This is a genomic window from Paraburkholderia hospita (assembly GCF_002902965.1).
Taxonomy (GTDB): Bacteria; Pseudomonadota; Gammaproteobacteria; order Burkholderiales; family Burkholderiaceae; genus Paraburkholderia; species Paraburkholderia hospita.
Window position 1 is genome coordinate 1607572 of record NZ_CP026107.1, and the last position, 16179, is coordinate 1623750.

At 57.4% G+C, this 16179-nt stretch carries 15 protein-coding genes and 1 pseudogene; 8 read left to right on the top strand and 8 right to left on the bottom strand.

Annotation, left to right across the window (positions count from 1 at the left end; genetic code table 11):
• Window positions 1-44: 44 nt before the first annotated feature.
• The gene (locus C2L64_RS40545; RefSeq protein WP_007579280.1) at window positions 45-875 is read left to right on the top strand and encodes a dioxygenase family protein; all 831 of its coding nucleotides are present in this window, start codon (window positions 45-47) and stop codon (window positions 873-875) included.
• A gap of 96 nt (window positions 876-971) precedes the next feature.
• Here the strand turns inward: C2L64_RS40545 and C2L64_RS40550 are convergent, their stop codons facing one another.
• Window positions 972-1910: a LysR family transcriptional regulator gene (locus tag C2L64_RS40550; RefSeq protein WP_007579278.1), complete on the bottom strand. Its 939-nt coding sequence runs from the start codon at window positions 1908-1910 to the stop codon at window positions 972-974.
• A 217-nt stretch (window positions 1911-2127) separates the two neighbouring features.
• On the opposite strand from C2L64_RS40550, the gene C2L64_RS40555 reads away from it, so the two are divergent.
• Entirely contained in the window at window positions 2128-2385 is a 258-nt protein-coding gene (locus tag C2L64_RS40555; RefSeq protein WP_007579275.1) for a hypothetical protein, read from the top strand.
• Window positions 2386-2478: 93 nt separating this feature from the next.
• Here C2L64_RS40555 and C2L64_RS40560 read toward each other — a convergent pair whose 3' ends face one another.
• Both C2L64_RS40560 and C2L64_RS40565 read right to left on the bottom strand, forming a co-directional pair.
• A complete protein-coding gene (locus tag C2L64_RS40560) occupies window positions 2479-3528 on the bottom strand; it encodes a GlxA family transcriptional regulator (protein WP_007579273.1) in 1050 nt (349 codons plus the stop codon).
• 369 nt (window positions 3529-3897) lie between these two features.
• Window positions 3898-4821: a LysR family transcriptional regulator gene (locus C2L64_RS40565; RefSeq protein WP_007579270.1), complete on the bottom strand. Its 924-nt coding sequence runs from the start codon at window positions 4819-4821 to the stop codon at window positions 3898-3900.
• A 348-nt stretch (window positions 4822-5169) separates the two neighbouring features.
• On the opposite strand from C2L64_RS40565, the gene C2L64_RS40570 reads away from it, so the two are divergent.
• The 4 genes from C2L64_RS40570 to C2L64_RS40585 all read left to right on the top strand — a co-directional run bounded on the left by C2L64_RS40570 (window position 5170) and on the right by C2L64_RS40585 (window position 8520).
• On the top strand, window positions 5170-6318 hold the full coding sequence (locus tag C2L64_RS40570; protein ID WP_007579268.1) for an alkene reductase: 1149 nt from the start codon (window positions 5170-5172) through the stop codon (window positions 6316-6318).
• Between the two features lie 224 nt (window positions 6319-6542).
• Window positions 6543-7253 carry an SDR family NAD(P)-dependent oxidoreductase gene (locus C2L64_RS40575; protein ID WP_007579267.1) on the top strand — a complete coding sequence of 237 codons (711 nt, stop codon included), beginning with the start codon at window positions 6543-6545 and terminating at the stop codon, window positions 7251-7253.
• A gap of 74 nt (window positions 7254-7327) precedes the next feature.
• Complete coding sequence (locus tag C2L64_RS40580; protein WP_007579266.1) at window positions 7328-8050, top strand: carboxymuconolactone decarboxylase family protein; 723 nt, start codon at window positions 7328-7330, stop codon at window positions 8048-8050.
• Window positions 8051-8055: 5 nt separating this feature from the next.
• A complete protein-coding gene (locus tag C2L64_RS40585) occupies window positions 8056-8520 on the top strand; it encodes a nuclear transport factor 2 family protein (protein WP_236674388.1) in 465 nt (154 codons plus the stop codon).
• A 745-nt stretch (window positions 8521-9265) separates the two neighbouring features.
• Here C2L64_RS40585 and C2L64_RS40590 read toward each other — a convergent pair.
• Both C2L64_RS40590 and C2L64_RS40595 read right to left on the bottom strand, forming a co-directional pair.
• A complete protein-coding gene (locus C2L64_RS40590; protein ID WP_007579264.1) occupies window positions 9266-10429 on the bottom strand; it encodes a GGDEF domain-containing protein in 1164 nt (387 codons plus the stop codon).
• Between the two features lie 858 nt (window positions 10430-11287).
• Entirely contained in the window at window positions 11288-12748 is a 1461-nt protein-coding gene (locus C2L64_RS40595) for a UvrD-helicase domain-containing protein (RefSeq protein WP_007579263.1), read from the bottom strand.
• Window positions 12749-12954: 206 nt separating this feature from the next.
• Between C2L64_RS40595 and C2L64_RS55250 the strand changes: the two are divergent.
• Window positions 12955-13074 (top strand): annotated as a pseudogene (locus C2L64_RS55250) (SET domain-containing protein-lysine N-methyltransferase); the annotation flags it as partial.
• A 102-nt stretch (window positions 13075-13176) separates the two neighbouring features.
• Here the strand turns inward: C2L64_RS55250 and C2L64_RS40605 are convergent.
• Window positions 13177-13629 (bottom strand): Rrf2 family transcriptional regulator, encoded by a 453-nt coding sequence (locus tag C2L64_RS40605; protein ID WP_039900085.1) that lies wholly within the window; start codon window positions 13627-13629, stop codon window positions 13177-13179.
• 372 nt (window positions 13630-14001) lie between these two features.
• Between C2L64_RS40605 and C2L64_RS40610 the strand changes: the two genes are divergently transcribed.
• Window positions 14002-15084, top strand: a complete 1083-nt coding sequence (locus C2L64_RS40610) for an alkene reductase (RefSeq protein WP_039900109.1) — start codon at window positions 14002-14004, stop codon at window positions 15082-15084.
• Between the two features lie 115 nt (window positions 15085-15199).
• On the opposite strand, the gene C2L64_RS40615 is transcribed toward C2L64_RS40610, so the two are convergent.
• Window positions 15200-15454, bottom strand: a complete 255-nt coding sequence (locus tag C2L64_RS40615) for a hypothetical protein (RefSeq protein ID WP_039900084.1) — start codon at window positions 15452-15454, stop codon at window positions 15200-15202.
• A gap of 128 nt (window positions 15455-15582) precedes the next feature.
• Window positions 15583-16110: a DUF3574 domain-containing protein gene (locus C2L64_RS40620; protein WP_238554560.1), complete on the bottom strand. Its 528-nt coding sequence runs from the start codon at window positions 16108-16110 to the stop codon at window positions 15583-15585.
• Between the last annotated feature and the right edge of the window lie 69 nt (window positions 16111-16179).

A 16179-nucleotide genomic window follows, 5' to 3' on the forward strand; every position in this document is an offset into this window, starting at 1 on the left:
AGACGTCTCGTTTGATCACCAGCACTCAACATTGAGAGACAAACATGCGCAACCTCGACGAACACACCGTGACGCAAGCAGTGGTCGATCTCTTATCCGGCACCCCCGATCCTCGCCTGAAGTTGATACTCGTCCGTTTGATCACTCATTTGCATAACTTCGCGCGGGAGGTCGAACTGACTGAAGAAGAGTTGCTTGAAGCGATCTTGTTTCTGACGGCGACAGGGCAGAAATGTAGCGACAAACGGCAGGAATTCATCTTGTTGAGCGACGTCCTCGGGTTATCGATGCTGACAGTTGCGATGAACAACAAAAAGCCAGAGGGCTGTACGGAATCGACTGTTTTCGGACCGTTTCATGTAGAGGGCGCGCCCGTGTATGACAATGGTGCCGATATTGCCAACGGCGCGGTGGGTGAACCTTGCCTCGTACGCGGTACCGTGAAGGATCGAAACGGCGTACCCATTGCTGGGGCAGAGCTGGAAGTCTGGCAGGCCGACGCGGAAGGAAACTACGACGTTCAGTATCCGGATCTGAAGACCCATCAAGCTAGAGGTGTGCTCAGATCGCGACCGGACGGAAGTTTTGAGTTTCGTACCGTTGTCGCTGTCGCCTACCCTATTCCCGTCGATGGTCCAGTGGGTGACTTGCTGCGTGCAACCGGACGCCACCCGTGGCGCCCCGCGCATCTTCATTTCATGATCAAGGCGAAACAGTACCAGACGTTGGTTACACACGTGTTTCGTAACGGCGACCAGTATCTGGATTCCGACGCTGTTTTTGGCGTACGACAAACATTGGTGGCCGACTGGATCAGGCAGCCCGACGGAGGCTATACATTGAATTACGATTTCGTCTTGAACCCGGCAGACTAAGGCAACGCGCAGAAGCGGCATTCCAACAGATAGAAAGCCTCGGTTTCAGGTCTGCATCAGATTTCTGTTCGATGCAGACCCGAACGCGTTCACGCTTTACGCCGGTGTCGAAAACAGCTTGCGAAACACATTTCGGAGCCATTGATTGCCGGGTTCAAGGTGGCACCGATCGTGCCAATACTGTGCGATCTGAAGCTTGGGCAAAGAAATTGGTGGCTCGACCAATTGGAGGTCGAGGTCGCGGCTCATTGTCACCGCGAGCGTCTTTGGCACAGTCGCGATTACGTCGGAGTGTTTCGTGATTTGTGCTGCCGAGGTAAATACGGGAACGCGACATACGATATTTCTGCGCGGCACCTCCGACTCAATGATCCGCTCAATTGACAGGTGCTCGTGCCCAGTGCCCAGCGCGGACACGAGCGCGTGCTTCTCAGCGACAAACTGTTCTTTGCTTGGATGCGCACCTATCCGCGGATGGTCTTTGCGCACCAGGCTGACGTACGTCTCGGTCCACAGTGGCAGACGCCGAATACCCATGGTCAGCGAAGGGAAGGAACCGATCGCCAGATCGACGAGCCCCGATTCGAGCCACAAATCCAAATGTTGTGCATCGCACGGAATCGACTGGACGCATATGCCAGGCGCTTCAGAAGCCAGGTAGTTCAACAGTGTCGGGAATATCTTCACCACACCCGCATCTATAAGAAAGAAACTGAACTTTCGCGTAGACGTTTTTGGATCGAATGACGCATGCTCCGAGCGCAGCGTGCTCACTTTCTTTAGTATCGTCCTCACGGGTTCTGCGAGTTCAAGCGCCTTCGGAGTGGGCTCCATCCGCAGTGCGACACGCACAAAAAGCGGGTCTCCAAAATACAGCCGCAGTCGCGCCAGCGTTTTGCTCAACGCAGGCTGCGAAAGATTCAGCACACGCGCAGCCTTGGTCAGGCTATGTTCGGCCAGCAACACGTCGAATACTTGCAAGTGGTGGAGGTCGAGGTCGACATCACCTTCATTTCTTTGCGGAATAGTGTCCATGCGGTAGCGGTCCCGTCAGAGCTAATTTGGCGAGTCAACTGTATCTGATTCAAAAACCGCTGCCACTCGGAATATTCACCGACTTACAACAGCTACTGAGAAATCATTCTTGCCCGGAAAGCGCGCGAATCTGGCATCTGCAGATGCGGCCATGAACACTATGAACCTCTAACGCAAATGACCATGTCATGCAAGCCCAGTAGTTCGAATACTGGCATTGCCGACGCCGACTCGATGCCTCGTCTTCACTTTCTCGATTTACTTCGCGTCAGCCATTCCTTCGACGCCGATGCTTGGTGACCTTCGCCGCTCCCGTCAACGGTGTTCTCGCTCATCGGTCGGACTGTTCGAAAATGTCGAGATCGGCAAAGAGAACGGCAGCGCAAGAATCATCAACAACATCAGTGAGACGGCGCGACGACTGCGCGAAGCGGTGATGATTGCGGCGCCGGAAATCGGAACGCTTACTGACTGATCACGACAGTCGTGCGGCGTCTGCCGCGCCCAACGTTGCTCACTCGCGGGCGGCAGCAGATCCGCGGTTGGCGGATCGTCCGATATTCAGCGACTAAGCTGCTCGGACTTCACTGAACTTTGATGTGAGATTTTGCGCGCGGATGGGGGTGGACGCATCGCGAAACTCTCCCCCAGACTTCGCGGAAGTTTGATGGCGAACTCGTTGACGATATTCGCTAGGGTTGGTATCAAGCCTCCTTGCGAATATCGCCCGCATTTGACTACTGCTGTGGAACCCACATCGATACGCCACCGTTTTTAGAGGCAGATCGGTCTCCCCCAGCAACTTGCGCGAGAAATCAATGCGGATCTGCTCCACGAAGGCTGACGGCGTCATATTGGCGTGTTTTGCGAAGGTCCGCGAGAACGTGCGCCGACTGACGCCTACGGCGTCAGCCAACTGTTCGATAGACAGCTGCTCGCTGATGTTATCAGTGACATAGCGCAAGACCTTCGCGACGACGGTCTCCTCCTTCGGGCCCACAGCCAGATAGGGACTGTATTGCGACTGTCCACCTTCACGGCGTATATATACTATCAGCCGCTTCGCAATGCGCAGCGCAATCTCGTGACCCCAGTCCTCAGACACCAGAGCAAGACAGAGGTCGACGCCCGCCGCAACGCCTGCAGAGGTGAAGAGATTGCCGTCACGAACAAAAATCTTGTCGGGCTGAACGTAAGCGTCTGGAAACTGTAGCGCGAGGCGGTCTACGTCATGCCAATGCGCGGTCACCTCTTTGCCGTCGAGCAGTCCGGCGTGTCCCAAAAGGAAAGCGCCATTACAAACCGATCCAAAGCGCGCGCAACTTTCCGACTTCGTCCTGAGCCACTGGAGAAAACTGGTCGGAGGGCATAGATCGGGAAGTCTCGGGCCGCCCGCCACGAGGAGCAGATCGGGCTGATCCTCATATTGCAGGTAATCGATCCCAACCTTGAGTTCCAGACCATTGGAGCACCGGACGCTCTCAGAATGCATCCCAACCAGCGTGATTTCGTACTGTTGATCCCGCGGCAGGAACGCATTCGCCTCGGCAAACACATCCAGTGGCCCTGCAACGTCCAGCGCCATTACCCCTTCGAACACGACAATCGCTACCTTCATGGCTTGAAATCCTTGTCGGCAGCGACATTCGACATCATCGCGTTGCTTTTTCCTATCGAATCGTGCTCCATACTGCTACGCCCTCCAGTCTGATTTCCGCCGTACGATTATTGGCAATATATCTGCAAAGTCAGATAAATGAAAGCTCGTTTTCTGGTATTGTCAATTTCAGGAATCGGGAAGTGGTTCGCGCACATGCGCCACGCAGACACGTTGGCAAAATCACGGAACGTCGGCGTCGATGCACCAGGACAGTCCTCGCGCCCCCGCGCCCTATCACCGTGTGCGATGGCTCTTCACGCGGCGGTATCTGGGCGCTCCATGCCTGACGGCGTCCCACCTTCATACGAAGCATCCAGTCTTCTGGATCTATAGGTTATCCCAGTACGGAGGTGACCCAATTGCCTTGACAAGAAAAGCAGATACTTCGCGTACCTTATGGGAGCGCAGTCTGTTCTCAGGCGAAAGAATTTGAATGTACAACTCTTCAGCCGACGCCGAGATATCCCAGTCTGTCAGCAGGCTCACGAGTTTCCCGTCTTTGAAGCTTGTCGGAGCGAACAGCCAGCTCGGAAAGAGCACGATTCCACGTCCTGCCAAAGCAGCCGCCACCAGCGCCTCGGCATTGTTACTTCGCAAAGAGCCGCTCACATCGAGCGACTCGAAGTTCTCTTTGGAGGAGCGCCTGAAATACCATCTCTGCGATCCCTGCTGCCCCTTGTACAAGAGACAATTGTGCTGCATGAGGTCTGCCGGGGTCTGCGGAATACCACGCCCTGCGAGGTATTCAGGACTCGCGGCAATCCGGTATTGGTGGGCACTCACAACTTTACCTATCAACCCCGAATCCACCAGCCGCCCTACCCGAATCGTCACATCAGTACCTTCTTGCACCGGATCGATGAAGGCGTCCGTGAGCGTAAGTTCGACCGACAAGTCCGGATATTGGCCCTGCAGCTCGTTGACCAGCCCGGCAATATGCAGCCTGCCAAGCGCTTCTGGCGCATTGATCTTTACTAATCCCCGGATACCGGTACCCCGGTTCGCGAGTTGGTCTGCCGCGCTATCCAGCAACTCCACGGCCTCACGTACCTGCGTGTAGTAGCGTTGCCCTTGCTCGGTGAGCCTGACCGCACGCGTGCTCCGATAAAACAGTTGCTGTCCCAGTTCTTTTTCCAACGACGCAACAAATCTCGACACTGATGACGCAGGGACCTCAAAGTGCCGCGCGGTGGCGAGAAAACTGCCAGTCGTCGAGACCATCAAAAAATAGCGTAAGGCCTGGAGGTTCATGGGTGTCTCTTAGCGATGAAGCGGCCCGTTCCCCTGAAGACGCCTGCCGGGGCTACGGGTAGCACCGCGTCAGTCCGCGCGAGTCTCTGAGAGCTGGACTGTCCCGGACTCATCCGCAAGCGAACCGCAGGGCAAATGGGACCAAAAATGCTGTTTCGACAAAAAAGATTTGCTGCCTCGACGAATTGTTGCAGATATCACATTCACCTACCATCCTCTTCGTCAGGTTCCTCTCCATGCGCTCCCGGGTTTTGCGATGTACACGGGGTTAGAAATCCAAACTTCACGGCGCCGTGTCTATGCAGCATTGCTCCGTAGCTTGCAGTCTCCCCGTCATTACGATCAATCATGCAGGTCCCCCACACGATGAACAGCCTCTTTGAAACCTTCGATCTCCATGGCATGGCTCTCAGGAATCGTATCGTCATGGCACCGCTTACGCGCTCACGTGCCCGCCACGACATCGCGGACGAGCGCATTGCGCTCTACTACACGCAACGAGCCACCGCCGGGTTGATCGTCAGCGAGGGCACGCCAATATCTCGCGAGGGGCAGGGATACCTGTTCAATCCCGGCATTTTCTCCGCAGAGCAGATTGCCGGATGGCGATTGACCACCCAGTCCGTCCATTCCGTGGGCGGAAAGATTTTTGCGCAGATCTGGCATGTTGGCCGGGTGTCACATCCGTCGATCTTTCAGGACCGGCAACTGCCTGTGAGTGGATCGTCGAAGCGCGCAATGGGTGCAGCGGCTTTTGGATATGACGACAAGGGAATGCCTGGCTTCGTTGAACCGCCCGCCCCTCGTCAGCTCGAAACCAGCGAGATCGCACGGGTTGTGGAAGAGTTTGCACAGGCTGCCCAGAACGCGATCGAAGCAGGCTTCGACGGCGTAGAAATTCATGGAGCAAACGGGTACCTGCTGGAGCAGTTCATGAACCCGCTTGTCAATGATCGAACCGATTGCTACGCCGGTGACACGATCGGCAACCGGTTGCGTTTCGTCCTTGAGGTGATCGATGCGGTCGTGCAACGGATCGGCGCCCAGCGTGTGGGTATCCGCATCTCTCCGTATGGGAAGCTTTTCGACATGCCTCTCTATGAAGAGATCGACAGTACGTACACGGAACTTGCCGAACAGATCGGCCAGCGAAAGCTTGCCTATGTCCATGTCATGAATCAGTCGGGGTTCGCTCGACCGGATAACGTCATAGAAACCGAGGGCGCGTCAGGATTCAATGGGTTGCTGCGGAAAATGAAAGTCCATCTTTCACGTACTGCGCTCATTCTGGCAGGCGGAATGACGCGGGAACACGCCGAGCAGATGATCGAAAGCAATCTCATTGACCTCGCTGCGTTTGGTGCTAATTTTGTTAGCAATCCAGATCTTGTCGCCAGGATTCAGAACGGTTGGCCGCTGACACCCCCTGATCCCAACACTTTTTACGGCGGTGGTGCGGAAGGCTACATCGACTACAAGCCTTACACAGCCAGTTAGTTTGCGCTGCCCGGTATCGCCATCGCAAGAGGCGCCATGTCGAGAGCGCCCAGCATGCAAGTTCGCTTACTGCTGACCATCTCGCTCCCTGACGAATTGACCTGTCGTGCGGGCCTAACCGCTTACCTGCGCGCGAGGCATCTCGTTTCCACGTTCAATGGACGCCACAAAACCATCGGTCCGTGTGGCGTCAAAGTCAGACAAATACATTCTCGGAGTAAAGCATGAGCACATCACAGAAGGTTGTCGTCGTTACCGGTGCATCGCAAGGAATTGGTGCCGATGTCGTCAAGGCATTTCGCAAGCTCGACTACCGCGTCATCGCAACCTCACGTTCGATCAAACCATCAGAAGATCCGAACATTCTGACCGTTGCCGGCGATATCGGCGACCCCGAAACCGCTCAACGCGTCATTTCGGAAGGCGTCGCGAAGTTCGGCCGGATCGACACGCTGGTGAACAACGCCGGCATTTACATCGGCAAGCCTTTCACGGAAAACACCAGGGAAGACTATGCCGCTGTCACGAATGTGAATATTGCGGGCTTCTATTACATCACGCAGCTTGCCATCGCCGAAATGGAAAAGCATTCGAGCGGCCACGTGGTCAGTGTGACCGCAAGCGTCGTGGATCAGGCGATCAGCGGCGTGTATTCGGTGCTGGCAGCGCTGACGAAGGGCGGTCTGAACGCCGCCACGAAGTCACTGGCGATTGAGTACGCAAAGAAAGGTATTCGCGTCAATGCCGTAGCGCCGGGGGTGATCAAGACTCCAATGCACCCGTCGGAATATCACGACATGCTCGATGGCCTCCATCCACTGGGCCGCATGGGCGAAATGAGCGATATCACGAATGCGATCCTGTTCCTTGATTCGGCACCGTTCATTACGGGAGAGATCCTGCACGTCGACGGCGGCCAGAGTGCAGGCCGTTAAATAACGCGAGGTTCAGCGGCCGCTATAACTTCCTTGTTGCGTTGCGACCGCTCGCCACTCGAATCAGGATAGATATGGACATCCCCACTTACGACTCATCCGTAAGCGCGTTTGACGGCATCCGCACGGTCTCGCCAGCGCTTGAACGCTATACGACTGACGTCCTGCTGGGCGATCTGTGGAAGCGCCCGCAATTGTCGCCACGAGACCGCAGCATCGTGACGCTGTCGGTGTTGATTGCGCGCAATCAGAGCGCCGAACTGCCGTATTACGTCGATCTGGCGCTCGATAGCGGCCTCGAACCTGGCGAGATTTCCGAGCTCATCACGCACCTCGCGTTTTATTCGGGCTGGGCCAATGCGCTGGCAGCCGTGAAGGCAACGAACCCCGTCTTTGGACGACGCGTAATCGCTGCAACCCAGCTGGCGCCTGCCTCCGTCGATCTTCTTCCTATCGACGCGGCAGCCGTCTCACAACTCGAGACCGCAGCGCAGAACTTCGGTGCGGTGGCGCCGGGACTTGTGCAGTTCTCTACCGAGGTACTCTTTGGCAACCTGTGGCTGCGACCAGGCCTCGCGCCGCGAGACCGCAGTCTTGCGACGCTCAGTACGGTGGTTGCCACGGGGCAGTTCCCACAATTGGCCAGTTACATCAGCCGGGCCATGGACAACGGATTAACCCGGGCGCAGATGGCGGAAGTGATGACACAACTGGCGTTTTACTCGGGTTGGTCCAGCGCCTTTACGGCACTGCCAATCGTGAAGGATGTCTTTGAGAAGCGGCCCCGGCAATCGTGAGACTCATGTCTATGAGCCGTTTGCCGAAAGGCAATTCAATAACCTTTATCGAAGTGACTAAAATGACACCTGGTGATATTCAGGAAATCAAGGCATTAAACGCAAAATACAACTTCTCGATCGACGAAGGCAACGCTGAAGCGTGGGCGGGTTGCTTCACCACCGACGGAGCCTTCAATGCTGCGATCGAGGGAGAAACACCAAAAGGCACCGAGCAATTGAAGGCTTTCGTTCCTACGGGCATCGCAACGTTCGGGACCATGTATCACCTCACAACCAACGAGATTATTTCGGTCGACGGTGAAAACGCCCGTCAAAAGTGCTATCTCCAGTTCTTCACGAAAAAGGACGGTGCCATCGACGGCTACATTTGCGTCTATGACGATTGGCTCAAGCGCGAGAACGGCGCCTGGAAGTACAGCCGTCGAGACGTGATATCAAAAGACAGATTTAGTCATCTGGAAGTTTGATGCAACATACCAGAAACCTTGACGCCTGTTGGAGTGGCTATAAAACGCGTGACTGCATATGATTACGCTCAGCCTTTAGCTCGCGATCAGCGACGGCACCTTGCATGATGCAATTGTTCGCAATCGTTGCGGGGATCGCTCCTGACCGAAAACGGAAGGGCGCTCTCCTATGTCAGAAACTGCGCTAGAACAGCGATGCTTCGCGAGGATCACGTGTGGGAGGACGCGAAGTAACGGCCGCCCTTGCACCGCGCGTCGTCGAGCGTCGCATGTTCGATGTCGATATAGAGGTGCCGAAGCCTCACCGGTGTAGAACTCTGCGGGAGCAAACCCGTCGCGACGCCTGAAGGCAACATCCGCGCCCCAGCTTCGATCTGGACCACATGTGCGACACCACAGGCTGCGCGAGCACTTTGTTTCAGCGTTCGTCGGCTATCTCGGTCATGGTGAAGCCGCATCCTCGATCGAGCCCGCTTCGCAGAAAGGACGCTGTGGACGGGCCGATTCTGGCCAACGCGTCCGGCTTGAGCCGGCCGCGAGCGGCGCATCATGTACCGGACCTGCAATCAACCGGCCGTCTGGTTGCCGGATCAGGAGTCCGCCAGCGTCGCCTCAATACGCTGCACTGGTGCCGGACTCGATGTTGCCTCTTTAGCACGCTCCCTGGCGGGCGAGTGGGTTCGCCGCGCGCCTGTTTTCCCGTTTCGTTGAAAGACACGTACACCGGGTTGAAGATCGCGAAGTATCAGGCTGGAGTTAGCAAATCCGAACCTGCCAGTTCAACGCGCCCTTTTCCCTTCCGCTTCGCACGATACAACGCTGCGTCAGCGCGACTTATCAGGTCGCTGAGCGTATCGTCAAAGCCGCATTCGTCGATACCTGCACTGAAGGTCCATCGAGGCTGATCTTCTTGTGTTTTGCTAACGCCGGCTGACGACAGAATGGATTCAATCAGTCCAGCCGCCTGTTCCCGTCCGGTCTGTGGAAAGAAAATTGCAAACTCTTCACCACCAAGTCGCCCGAAAAGGTCCGTACGTCGAAGCTGCCGGGACACCTCGATGGCAAAATTCTGCAGGACGCGGTCGCCAGCAGGATGCCCGTAATGGTCGTTGATGACCTTGAAGTCGTCGAGATCAATGATGGCAACCGAAAGCAGCGAACGGTCGGAAAGAGAGCCCTTCAAAAGCTCTCCCCCACGTAACAGGAGCTCACGTCTTGCAAGCAGACCTGTCAGCTCGTCGACTGTTGCGAGGCGTTGCGCATGATCCACGAGACTGTCGTTCACCAGCATCACGAGGCCGATTGACAGCAGTAGCAGCGAAAGGATGCCCGCTGAAATGAAGGCGATATTCCATGCCGACGGCTCCAGAACCCTCGCCGTGACATTTGCGAAGAAAATGCACTGAACGACTCTCGACGCATGTACCACCGTGCCTGCAGCCGCTCCCACCAGGACCACCCAATGACCATACTGACGCCGACGCGACGTGCGGGAATTCCAGATGGTCCAGCCCACGGCCATCCGTGTATAGCCGAGCAGACCGGACATCACGGCTGCTCGCGCGTTCTCGTTGGGCGAAAACATAGTCCAATAAAAAACGGCGCCGACCGACACGGCCAGGCCAAGGTGCTCGTATCGCCCGATCGTCGGCCGGCCGGCAAAGCGGCGACAGCCTTGCAAAATCAGCACCGCAGCCGTGAGGACACACGAACACGCAGCGAGTACGATCGGTGGCGGGTAATTACCGCGCCTTGAAACGAGTATTCCGAAGGCCACAAATAACATGCAGTGCGCGGCGAGCCATCGGTCAAGACCTGCAATGCGATGACGCGCGAGGCTGCCAAGTACGGCAGCGCTTGCGATGCATGACACCATGGCGAAGACAAGAAGGACGTCAGTGCTGGACATTGGTCTGCTTACGTTGTTGTTAGCCTCAGCCTGTCGTTCAGGAAACGCCGCAGGGCTGTGCACAGGCGATCTCAGTGAAGCTTTCGGAATCGCTCCCCGGATGGGGCCCCCAAAAAGAAGCACGTCATTGCTTATCGAGCGAAACACGCTTCTTCGCTACGACGCTCGCCCATCAGCGATTGCAGTCGTATCTCTGAGACCGACGCATTTTATCTCGCGAGCCAGTTTGGAGGCGGTGTTTCTCGATGAGGATGAGCGCACTCAGCTGGAAGCTTGTTGTAGTAACCGTAATCTTGATGTTGTAAGGAAGGCTGTACCTCTCATGCCCCGGCCTGTCATCAGCCCATTCATATCTGATGCATTCACGGGAAAGAAGCCCAACGGGGCAGATCTGCGCGCGGTAGTGAAAAAGGCTTGTGAACGTCGTATGGGTTACGTTTCGTCGTGGTAAAGAAACTGCACCACCGGAAAACCCACTACGTCCAGCCGGGCGAATCCGTTCATTGGCAAACGGCGCGATGTCTTCGGGCCGCTCCAGAAGATACCCCTTCCGGTTCTGAAAGATCTCACTACGGAGTGGCTGCTCCGTCGATGATGGGAACGTCGTCTCGGCCCCCGCATTGCGAGCGACCTGACTCGCCCGGATCTCGAGGTTAGAACCGGATTAACTCCTGGAAATCCTCACTTTTTGCTGGTTCTGATAGCCGGGACAAATGACAGGTGCCTGCCCGCTTCCTGAATCTGCCGAGCCCGGTGGTGTTGCGAGACAATCATTTGAGTCCATGTTTTTAGACATTTTCTTGACACACCGACGATCTGAACCTCCTCCTCACCCAATTCTTCCGCGACCGATCAGATTCATGATCTGAACAGACGCAGGAGCGCATCGCGAAGGTCCGATACGTCCAGCACGTGCTGCGCACGCGTGAACGCGACGTAGAGCAGCCGCAGTTCGTCCTCCTCCACAGTCAGGCGACCATCGACGTATTTAAACAGAAAATCGTTGATGACTTTCACCCGCTTCCATTCGAGGCCCTTGGCCCGGTGCACCGTGGATATCACGTAATCGGCCTGCGCTTCAGGCGTAATCCGTTGTGCCAGCGAGCGCAGATAGCCGGTTCCGAATTCATCGACAATCCGCACGATGGGAAGCAGATCGGCGCCGGCCGCGCTGCGAGCGAAAGTCTGTGCATCGTCCCACGTCTCAAACAGCGAAAAGGCTGCAGGTCTGTAGGCCCGCCGCCCCGCTATCAACCTGTCTGCCCCATCTGCATACGCAACAATTTCGGTGGGACTCATACGGATTGACGGTCGGTGGCCCGCCTCCACGCCTGCGGCCAGATGCCAGATGGCGGACACATTCTTGCGGCAAAGGATGGCATCAACGGGTGGAGCGACCATCGGGTCTTCGACGAGGATCGAGCCGATCGTGCCCTGGCCGCGAACGGCTGTCTGCTCGCCCAGCAGCCCGAGTAGCCGGCTGGCGAGCGTGGCGAACGTGTGACCGAAACGGAAGGACTCGGTCAGCGCGTGTTGGGGTGCATCGATCTGCGCCATGGCGTTCACTGCGCCACGCCATTCGTATATCTGCTGGTACGGGTCACCAACGTAGACGATCTGGGCATGTGGCTGCCCGTTCAGAAGCCACAGCATCACGCCATCGCTGTCCTGCGCCTCGTCGAAGAGGATGAAGTCGGATTCGATGCGCGGGTGCCCTTGCGCCCAGACCTTCAGATAGACGTCGGGAATGATGGCGCTGCGGCCACGCGGGTCCGTGCTCTCACTCCACAGGCGAGCGACATAGGGGCTCAGTCCTTCCCGCAGCCAGTCGGCGGCTTTATCGTCGATCTTCTCGTCGACGGGAACATGGATAGCTTTCGGCGCGTCGTCAGCCGAGCGGCAGAACCTGCCCAGTCCATCGACAATCATGCGACCGAGCTCGAACGGTGTGAGTTCGACGGTCTTTCCCGTCACGAGGGGCACCTCTACTGGACCAATGCCATAGCGAGCAGCAAGTTCGTGAGGCAGCTCCGCGGGGTGGTTCACCCGCGCTGCAAGCGCGGGCGACACCGATCGGTAGGCCAGCGAGTGGACGGTTCCGGCCATCACGTTGGGCGGAAAGCCGCGCCGCGCGTGCTCTGCAATCTCGCGGTTAAACGCCAGATAGATGCCACGCTGATGGGCGAGGCGGTTTGCGACAAGCCGCAGTGTCGAGGTCTTGCCCGCACCCGCGTACGCCTTGATCTTGAGATTGCCGCCACCGGCGACAGCATCGACGATCGCCTGCTGTTCAGGTGTCGGTCTTATCAAACGAGCCATTTGCAGTTCGGGAGCAGATGAACCGACAGTCTACGCGGAACGCAAAGGCCGCAACTGCAATGCGCTGCGCCGACCGGGCAACCACGGCGTCCAGCGAACTGGACAGAATACGGTCCGTCCGTGGCGTAGTCGTCCCGATCGTCGCGGACGTGTTGCACATCGGGTGAGAGTCCCGCGGCGCTCATTCCTCGAACCTGCCGCACATTGCCGTCCCCGGTCTGTCCGACGGATGTGTGATCGATGGCAGCCGCGGTGGCAACAGCGCCCGACTCCTGAACCATGCGTGCGTCCCGATCTGCGAGGCCAGCGCGATCGGTGATGATGTGCGTGGTTGACACGCAATTTCGTCAGGCTCTGTGTGTATCGCCACGCAGAGCCGGCCGTCTTGCGCTAATGCCCATACCCATCCACGCTGCGCAGCCTGACCTTCAATGACGCGTGCTCGAACGCTGGGATTCAAGGATTTCAGCGAGCACGGATGCGACCGTTTTCGATGCTAGCGTGGTTCTCACGGTTTCGTGAATCGAATCGTAGACGTGGCTCAACGTCGAGCCGATACCCCGCCCGACAGGGCAAGCCTGGCTCGGTTGCGTCGGATGCAACCCGAACTGGCTGCCCTCTTCGAGCGCGTCGAACACATCGAGCAGCGAGATCTTTTCAGCGGGCCTGGCGAGGCGCCACCCCGCATTGATGCCGCGATAGCTTTGCACAAGCCCAGCTTTAGACAGGAGGCCGAGCGTCCGTCGGATCACAACGGGATTGGTCTTCACGCTCGCGGCGATCCGCTCGGAGGTGACGGGGTCATCAGGATGATCGCGTGCGACGAGCGCCATCCAGGCCAGAATGTGGGTTGCCACCGTAAGGCGGCTATTGGCGCTCATATTACAACCTAATCATCAATTCAGATATAACTATATTAGTTACATCTGAATCTGTCAAATTGCCGTCGGACCGCACCCGTTTCCCGTTGCCGACAGCAAACATTGGTACGCCATGCTCGATTCCGGGCTCGATTCGAGCCTGAACTGCACCAAAACACGGTTTCCGACCGAAAACTACCATTCACGCCACCCGCACGTAAAGGAACATCGGTCTATTGCGAAATTTGAATCTTGTCGGTACGATTCGACTCGACTACGATGTAACAACATTAGTTACATCAAGGCGGGTTGTAATGCGTGGATATGGGGTGGCAATTGCTCGCCAACCGCGCATTGCCGCATCTCATTGAATATCCAGACGAGGCTCACGCAATGTCCACACTCTTCGATCCGATCCAGATCGGCGCACTGAAACTGCCGAACCGCATCATCATGGCACCGCTTACCCGCATGCGAGCCTTCGACGAACGCGCGCCCGGTCCACTCAACGCGCAGCATTACGCGCTGCGCGCGAGCGCTGGGCTGATCATCACTGAAGCCACGTCTGTGACGCAGCAGGGCGTTGGCTACCCGAACACGCCGGGCATCTGGAGCGAGAAGCAGGTCGAAGGATGGGAGAAAGTCACCTCGGCGGTTCACTCTAACGGCGGCCTGATTGTGTCGCAACTGTGGCACGTCGGCCGCGTCTCCGACCCGGTCTACCATCACGGGCAAGCGCCCGTCGCTCCGAGCGCGATCGCCCCGGAAGGCCACGTGACGCGAATTCGTCCGATGCGCGCTTATTCGGTGCCGCGCGCGTTGGAGACGGATGAGATTCCAGGCATCGTCGAAGATTTCCGGCGTGGCGCAGAGAATGCGAAACGTGCCGGTTTCGATGGCGTCGAGCTGCATGCGGCGAATGGCTATCTCTTTGATCAGTTCCTTCATGACGGCTCGAACGAACGGACGGATCGCTATGGCGGCTCGATTGAAAACCGCGCACGCTTTCTTCTCGAAGCCGTCGACGCGCTGCTCACCGTGTGGCCCGCCAATCGGGTCGGTGTGCATCTGAATCTGATGTCGAGCTCGTATTCGATGCACGACTCGAATCCGCGCGCGCTGTTCCGCTATGTCGCCGAGCAACTGAACGCACGCCACATCGCGTTCATCTTTGCGCGCGAGTCACTCGATCGTGGCGATCAGCGCATCGGGCGTGACGTGCGGCGCGTCTTCAATGGCGCGTATATTCTCAACGAAGGACTGACGAAGGAAAGCGGGGAGCAGGCTATTCAACGCGGAGAAGGCGACGCTGCGGCATTTGGACGTCCCTTTGTCGCCAATCCCGATCTGGTGGAACGATTCCGACGCGGCGCGGCGCTGAATGCGATCAACCCGGAAACGATCTATGCGGACGACGAAGCGGGCTATAACGACTACCCGTTGCTTGGTGAAATCGCTGAAGCCGCGGGCGGATAGAAGTCCTCAGAACAAGAAGTAACTGCTTGAACGCAAAGGCGCGGCCCGTCCCGCATCCAGTCGACTGTCGATCGACGTGTCCGCGCCGGGGCTCTGATGTGATGGACGACTCCCGCTACACGGCGAGAGATTCATGCCAGAGTGGGCAGGTCGTGATGCCCACGGCAAAGGAGCGTTCATCATGAAAATAGCAACTGTTGGACTGGATCTGACCAGGAATGTGTTGCAGCTTCACGGAGTGGATTCGCAACGTCGCCTTGTTGTGCGCAAGCAGTTGAGACGCACAGACGTACTCCGGTATTTCGCGAAGCTTGAACCGTGCGTGGTCGGCATGGAAGCGTGTCGCCCACGACTTCAACAGCTTGCTCACGGTACTGTCAATTCGTCTACCCGCCAAGCCGAACGTCTGTCGTATTCGTATTCGCTTTAGAGCGTCGTGCCGACATCGACAAATCGACGACACGGCGCGTGGACTCACCGTGCGCGGCGCCATGCACATCAAAAAGACCCGCACGCATCGGTCAGCACGAGGCCGACTGCCTGTTGACGGAACCGCTTGATGTACTCGCGGCGAATCTCGCCGAGATAATCTAGCGTGTCCTGCGTGCCCGTCGCGACGATATTCACGACGAAGCCCTCTTCTCGCACGACGTGCCGCGTGTCGCTGTCGAGCCATTGACCCTGCGTGCGCCACGTGGTGAAGCCGCCGGGAAAGCGTGGTGTCACGACGTCCGCGAGAAACTGCCTGATCTCCGCGTCGGAAACGGGACGTCCTCCCTTCACGTCGCGGCCAAAGAACAGGTCGGCGGCGATTTCCTTCGTGCCATTGATTTTGCCGCACAGCGATTGTGCCGAACGCGCTGCATCCGATGCGCCGACAACTGCTGCGGCACCGCCGGTCGCAACGTCGCCGCCGGGTCCGTTCGCGGCCGCGCCAATCTGCATGGGATGACCGCTCACCTGGCAAGCGGTAAGCGCAACGAACGACAACGACGCAGCGAGCATCCTGGTCCGGAAAGTCTGCATGGTGGTTTCTTTTCGAAATCAGCTGTTCAAAGTGCCAACGGGGCAACTGGCGGATTCAACCGATGGACG

What these genes read in the sequence shown, in the direction of transcription:
- C2L64_RS40565 (WP_007579270.1), bottom strand. Translation starts at nt 4,821, where the DNA reads ATGAACCTCCAGGCCTTACGCTATTTTTTGATGGTCTCGACGACTGGC.
- C2L64_RS40585 (WP_236674388.1), top strand. Translation starts at nt 8,056, where the DNA reads ATGTCTATGAGCCGTTTGCCGAAAGGCAATTCAATAACCTTTATCGAA.
- C2L64_RS40605 (WP_039900085.1), bottom strand. Translation starts at nt 13,629, where the DNA reads ATGAGCGCCAATAGCCGCCTTACGGTGGCAACCCACATTCTGGCCTGG.
- C2L64_RS40560 (WP_007579273.1), bottom strand. Translation starts at nt 3,528, where the DNA reads ATGAAGGTAGCGATTGTCGTGTTCGAAGGGGTAATGGCGCTGGACGTT.
- C2L64_RS40620 (WP_238554560.1), bottom strand. Translation starts at nt 16,110, where the DNA reads ATGCAGACTTTCCGGACCAGGATGCTCGCTGCGTCGTTGTCGTTCGTT.
- C2L64_RS40570 (WP_007579268.1), top strand. Translation starts at nt 5,170, where the DNA reads ATGCAGGTCCCCCACACGATGAACAGCCTCTTTGAAACCTTCGATCTC.
- C2L64_RS40590 (WP_007579264.1), bottom strand. Translation starts at nt 10,429, where the DNA reads ATGTCCAGCACTGACGTCCTTCTTGTCTTCGCCATGGTGTCATGCATC.
- C2L64_RS40610 (WP_039900109.1), top strand. Translation starts at nt 14,002, where the DNA reads ATGTCCACACTCTTCGATCCGATCCAGATCGGCGCACTGAAACTGCCG.
- C2L64_RS40550 (WP_007579278.1), bottom strand. Translation starts at nt 1,910, where the DNA reads ATGGACACTATTCCGCAAAGAAATGAAGGTGATGTCGACCTCGACCTC.
- C2L64_RS40545 (WP_007579280.1), top strand. Translation starts at nt 45, where the DNA reads ATGCGCAACCTCGACGAACACACCGTGACGCAAGCAGTGGTCGATCTC.
- C2L64_RS40575 (WP_007579267.1), top strand. Translation starts at nt 6,543, where the DNA reads ATGAGCACATCACAGAAGGTTGTCGTCGTTACCGGTGCATCGCAAGGA.
- C2L64_RS40595 (WP_007579263.1), bottom strand. Translation starts at nt 12,748, where the DNA reads ATGGCTCGTTTGATAAGACCGACACCTGAACAGCAGGCGATCGTCGAT.
- C2L64_RS40580 (WP_007579266.1), top strand. Translation starts at nt 7,328, where the DNA reads ATGGACATCCCCACTTACGACTCATCCGTAAGCGCGTTTGACGGCATC.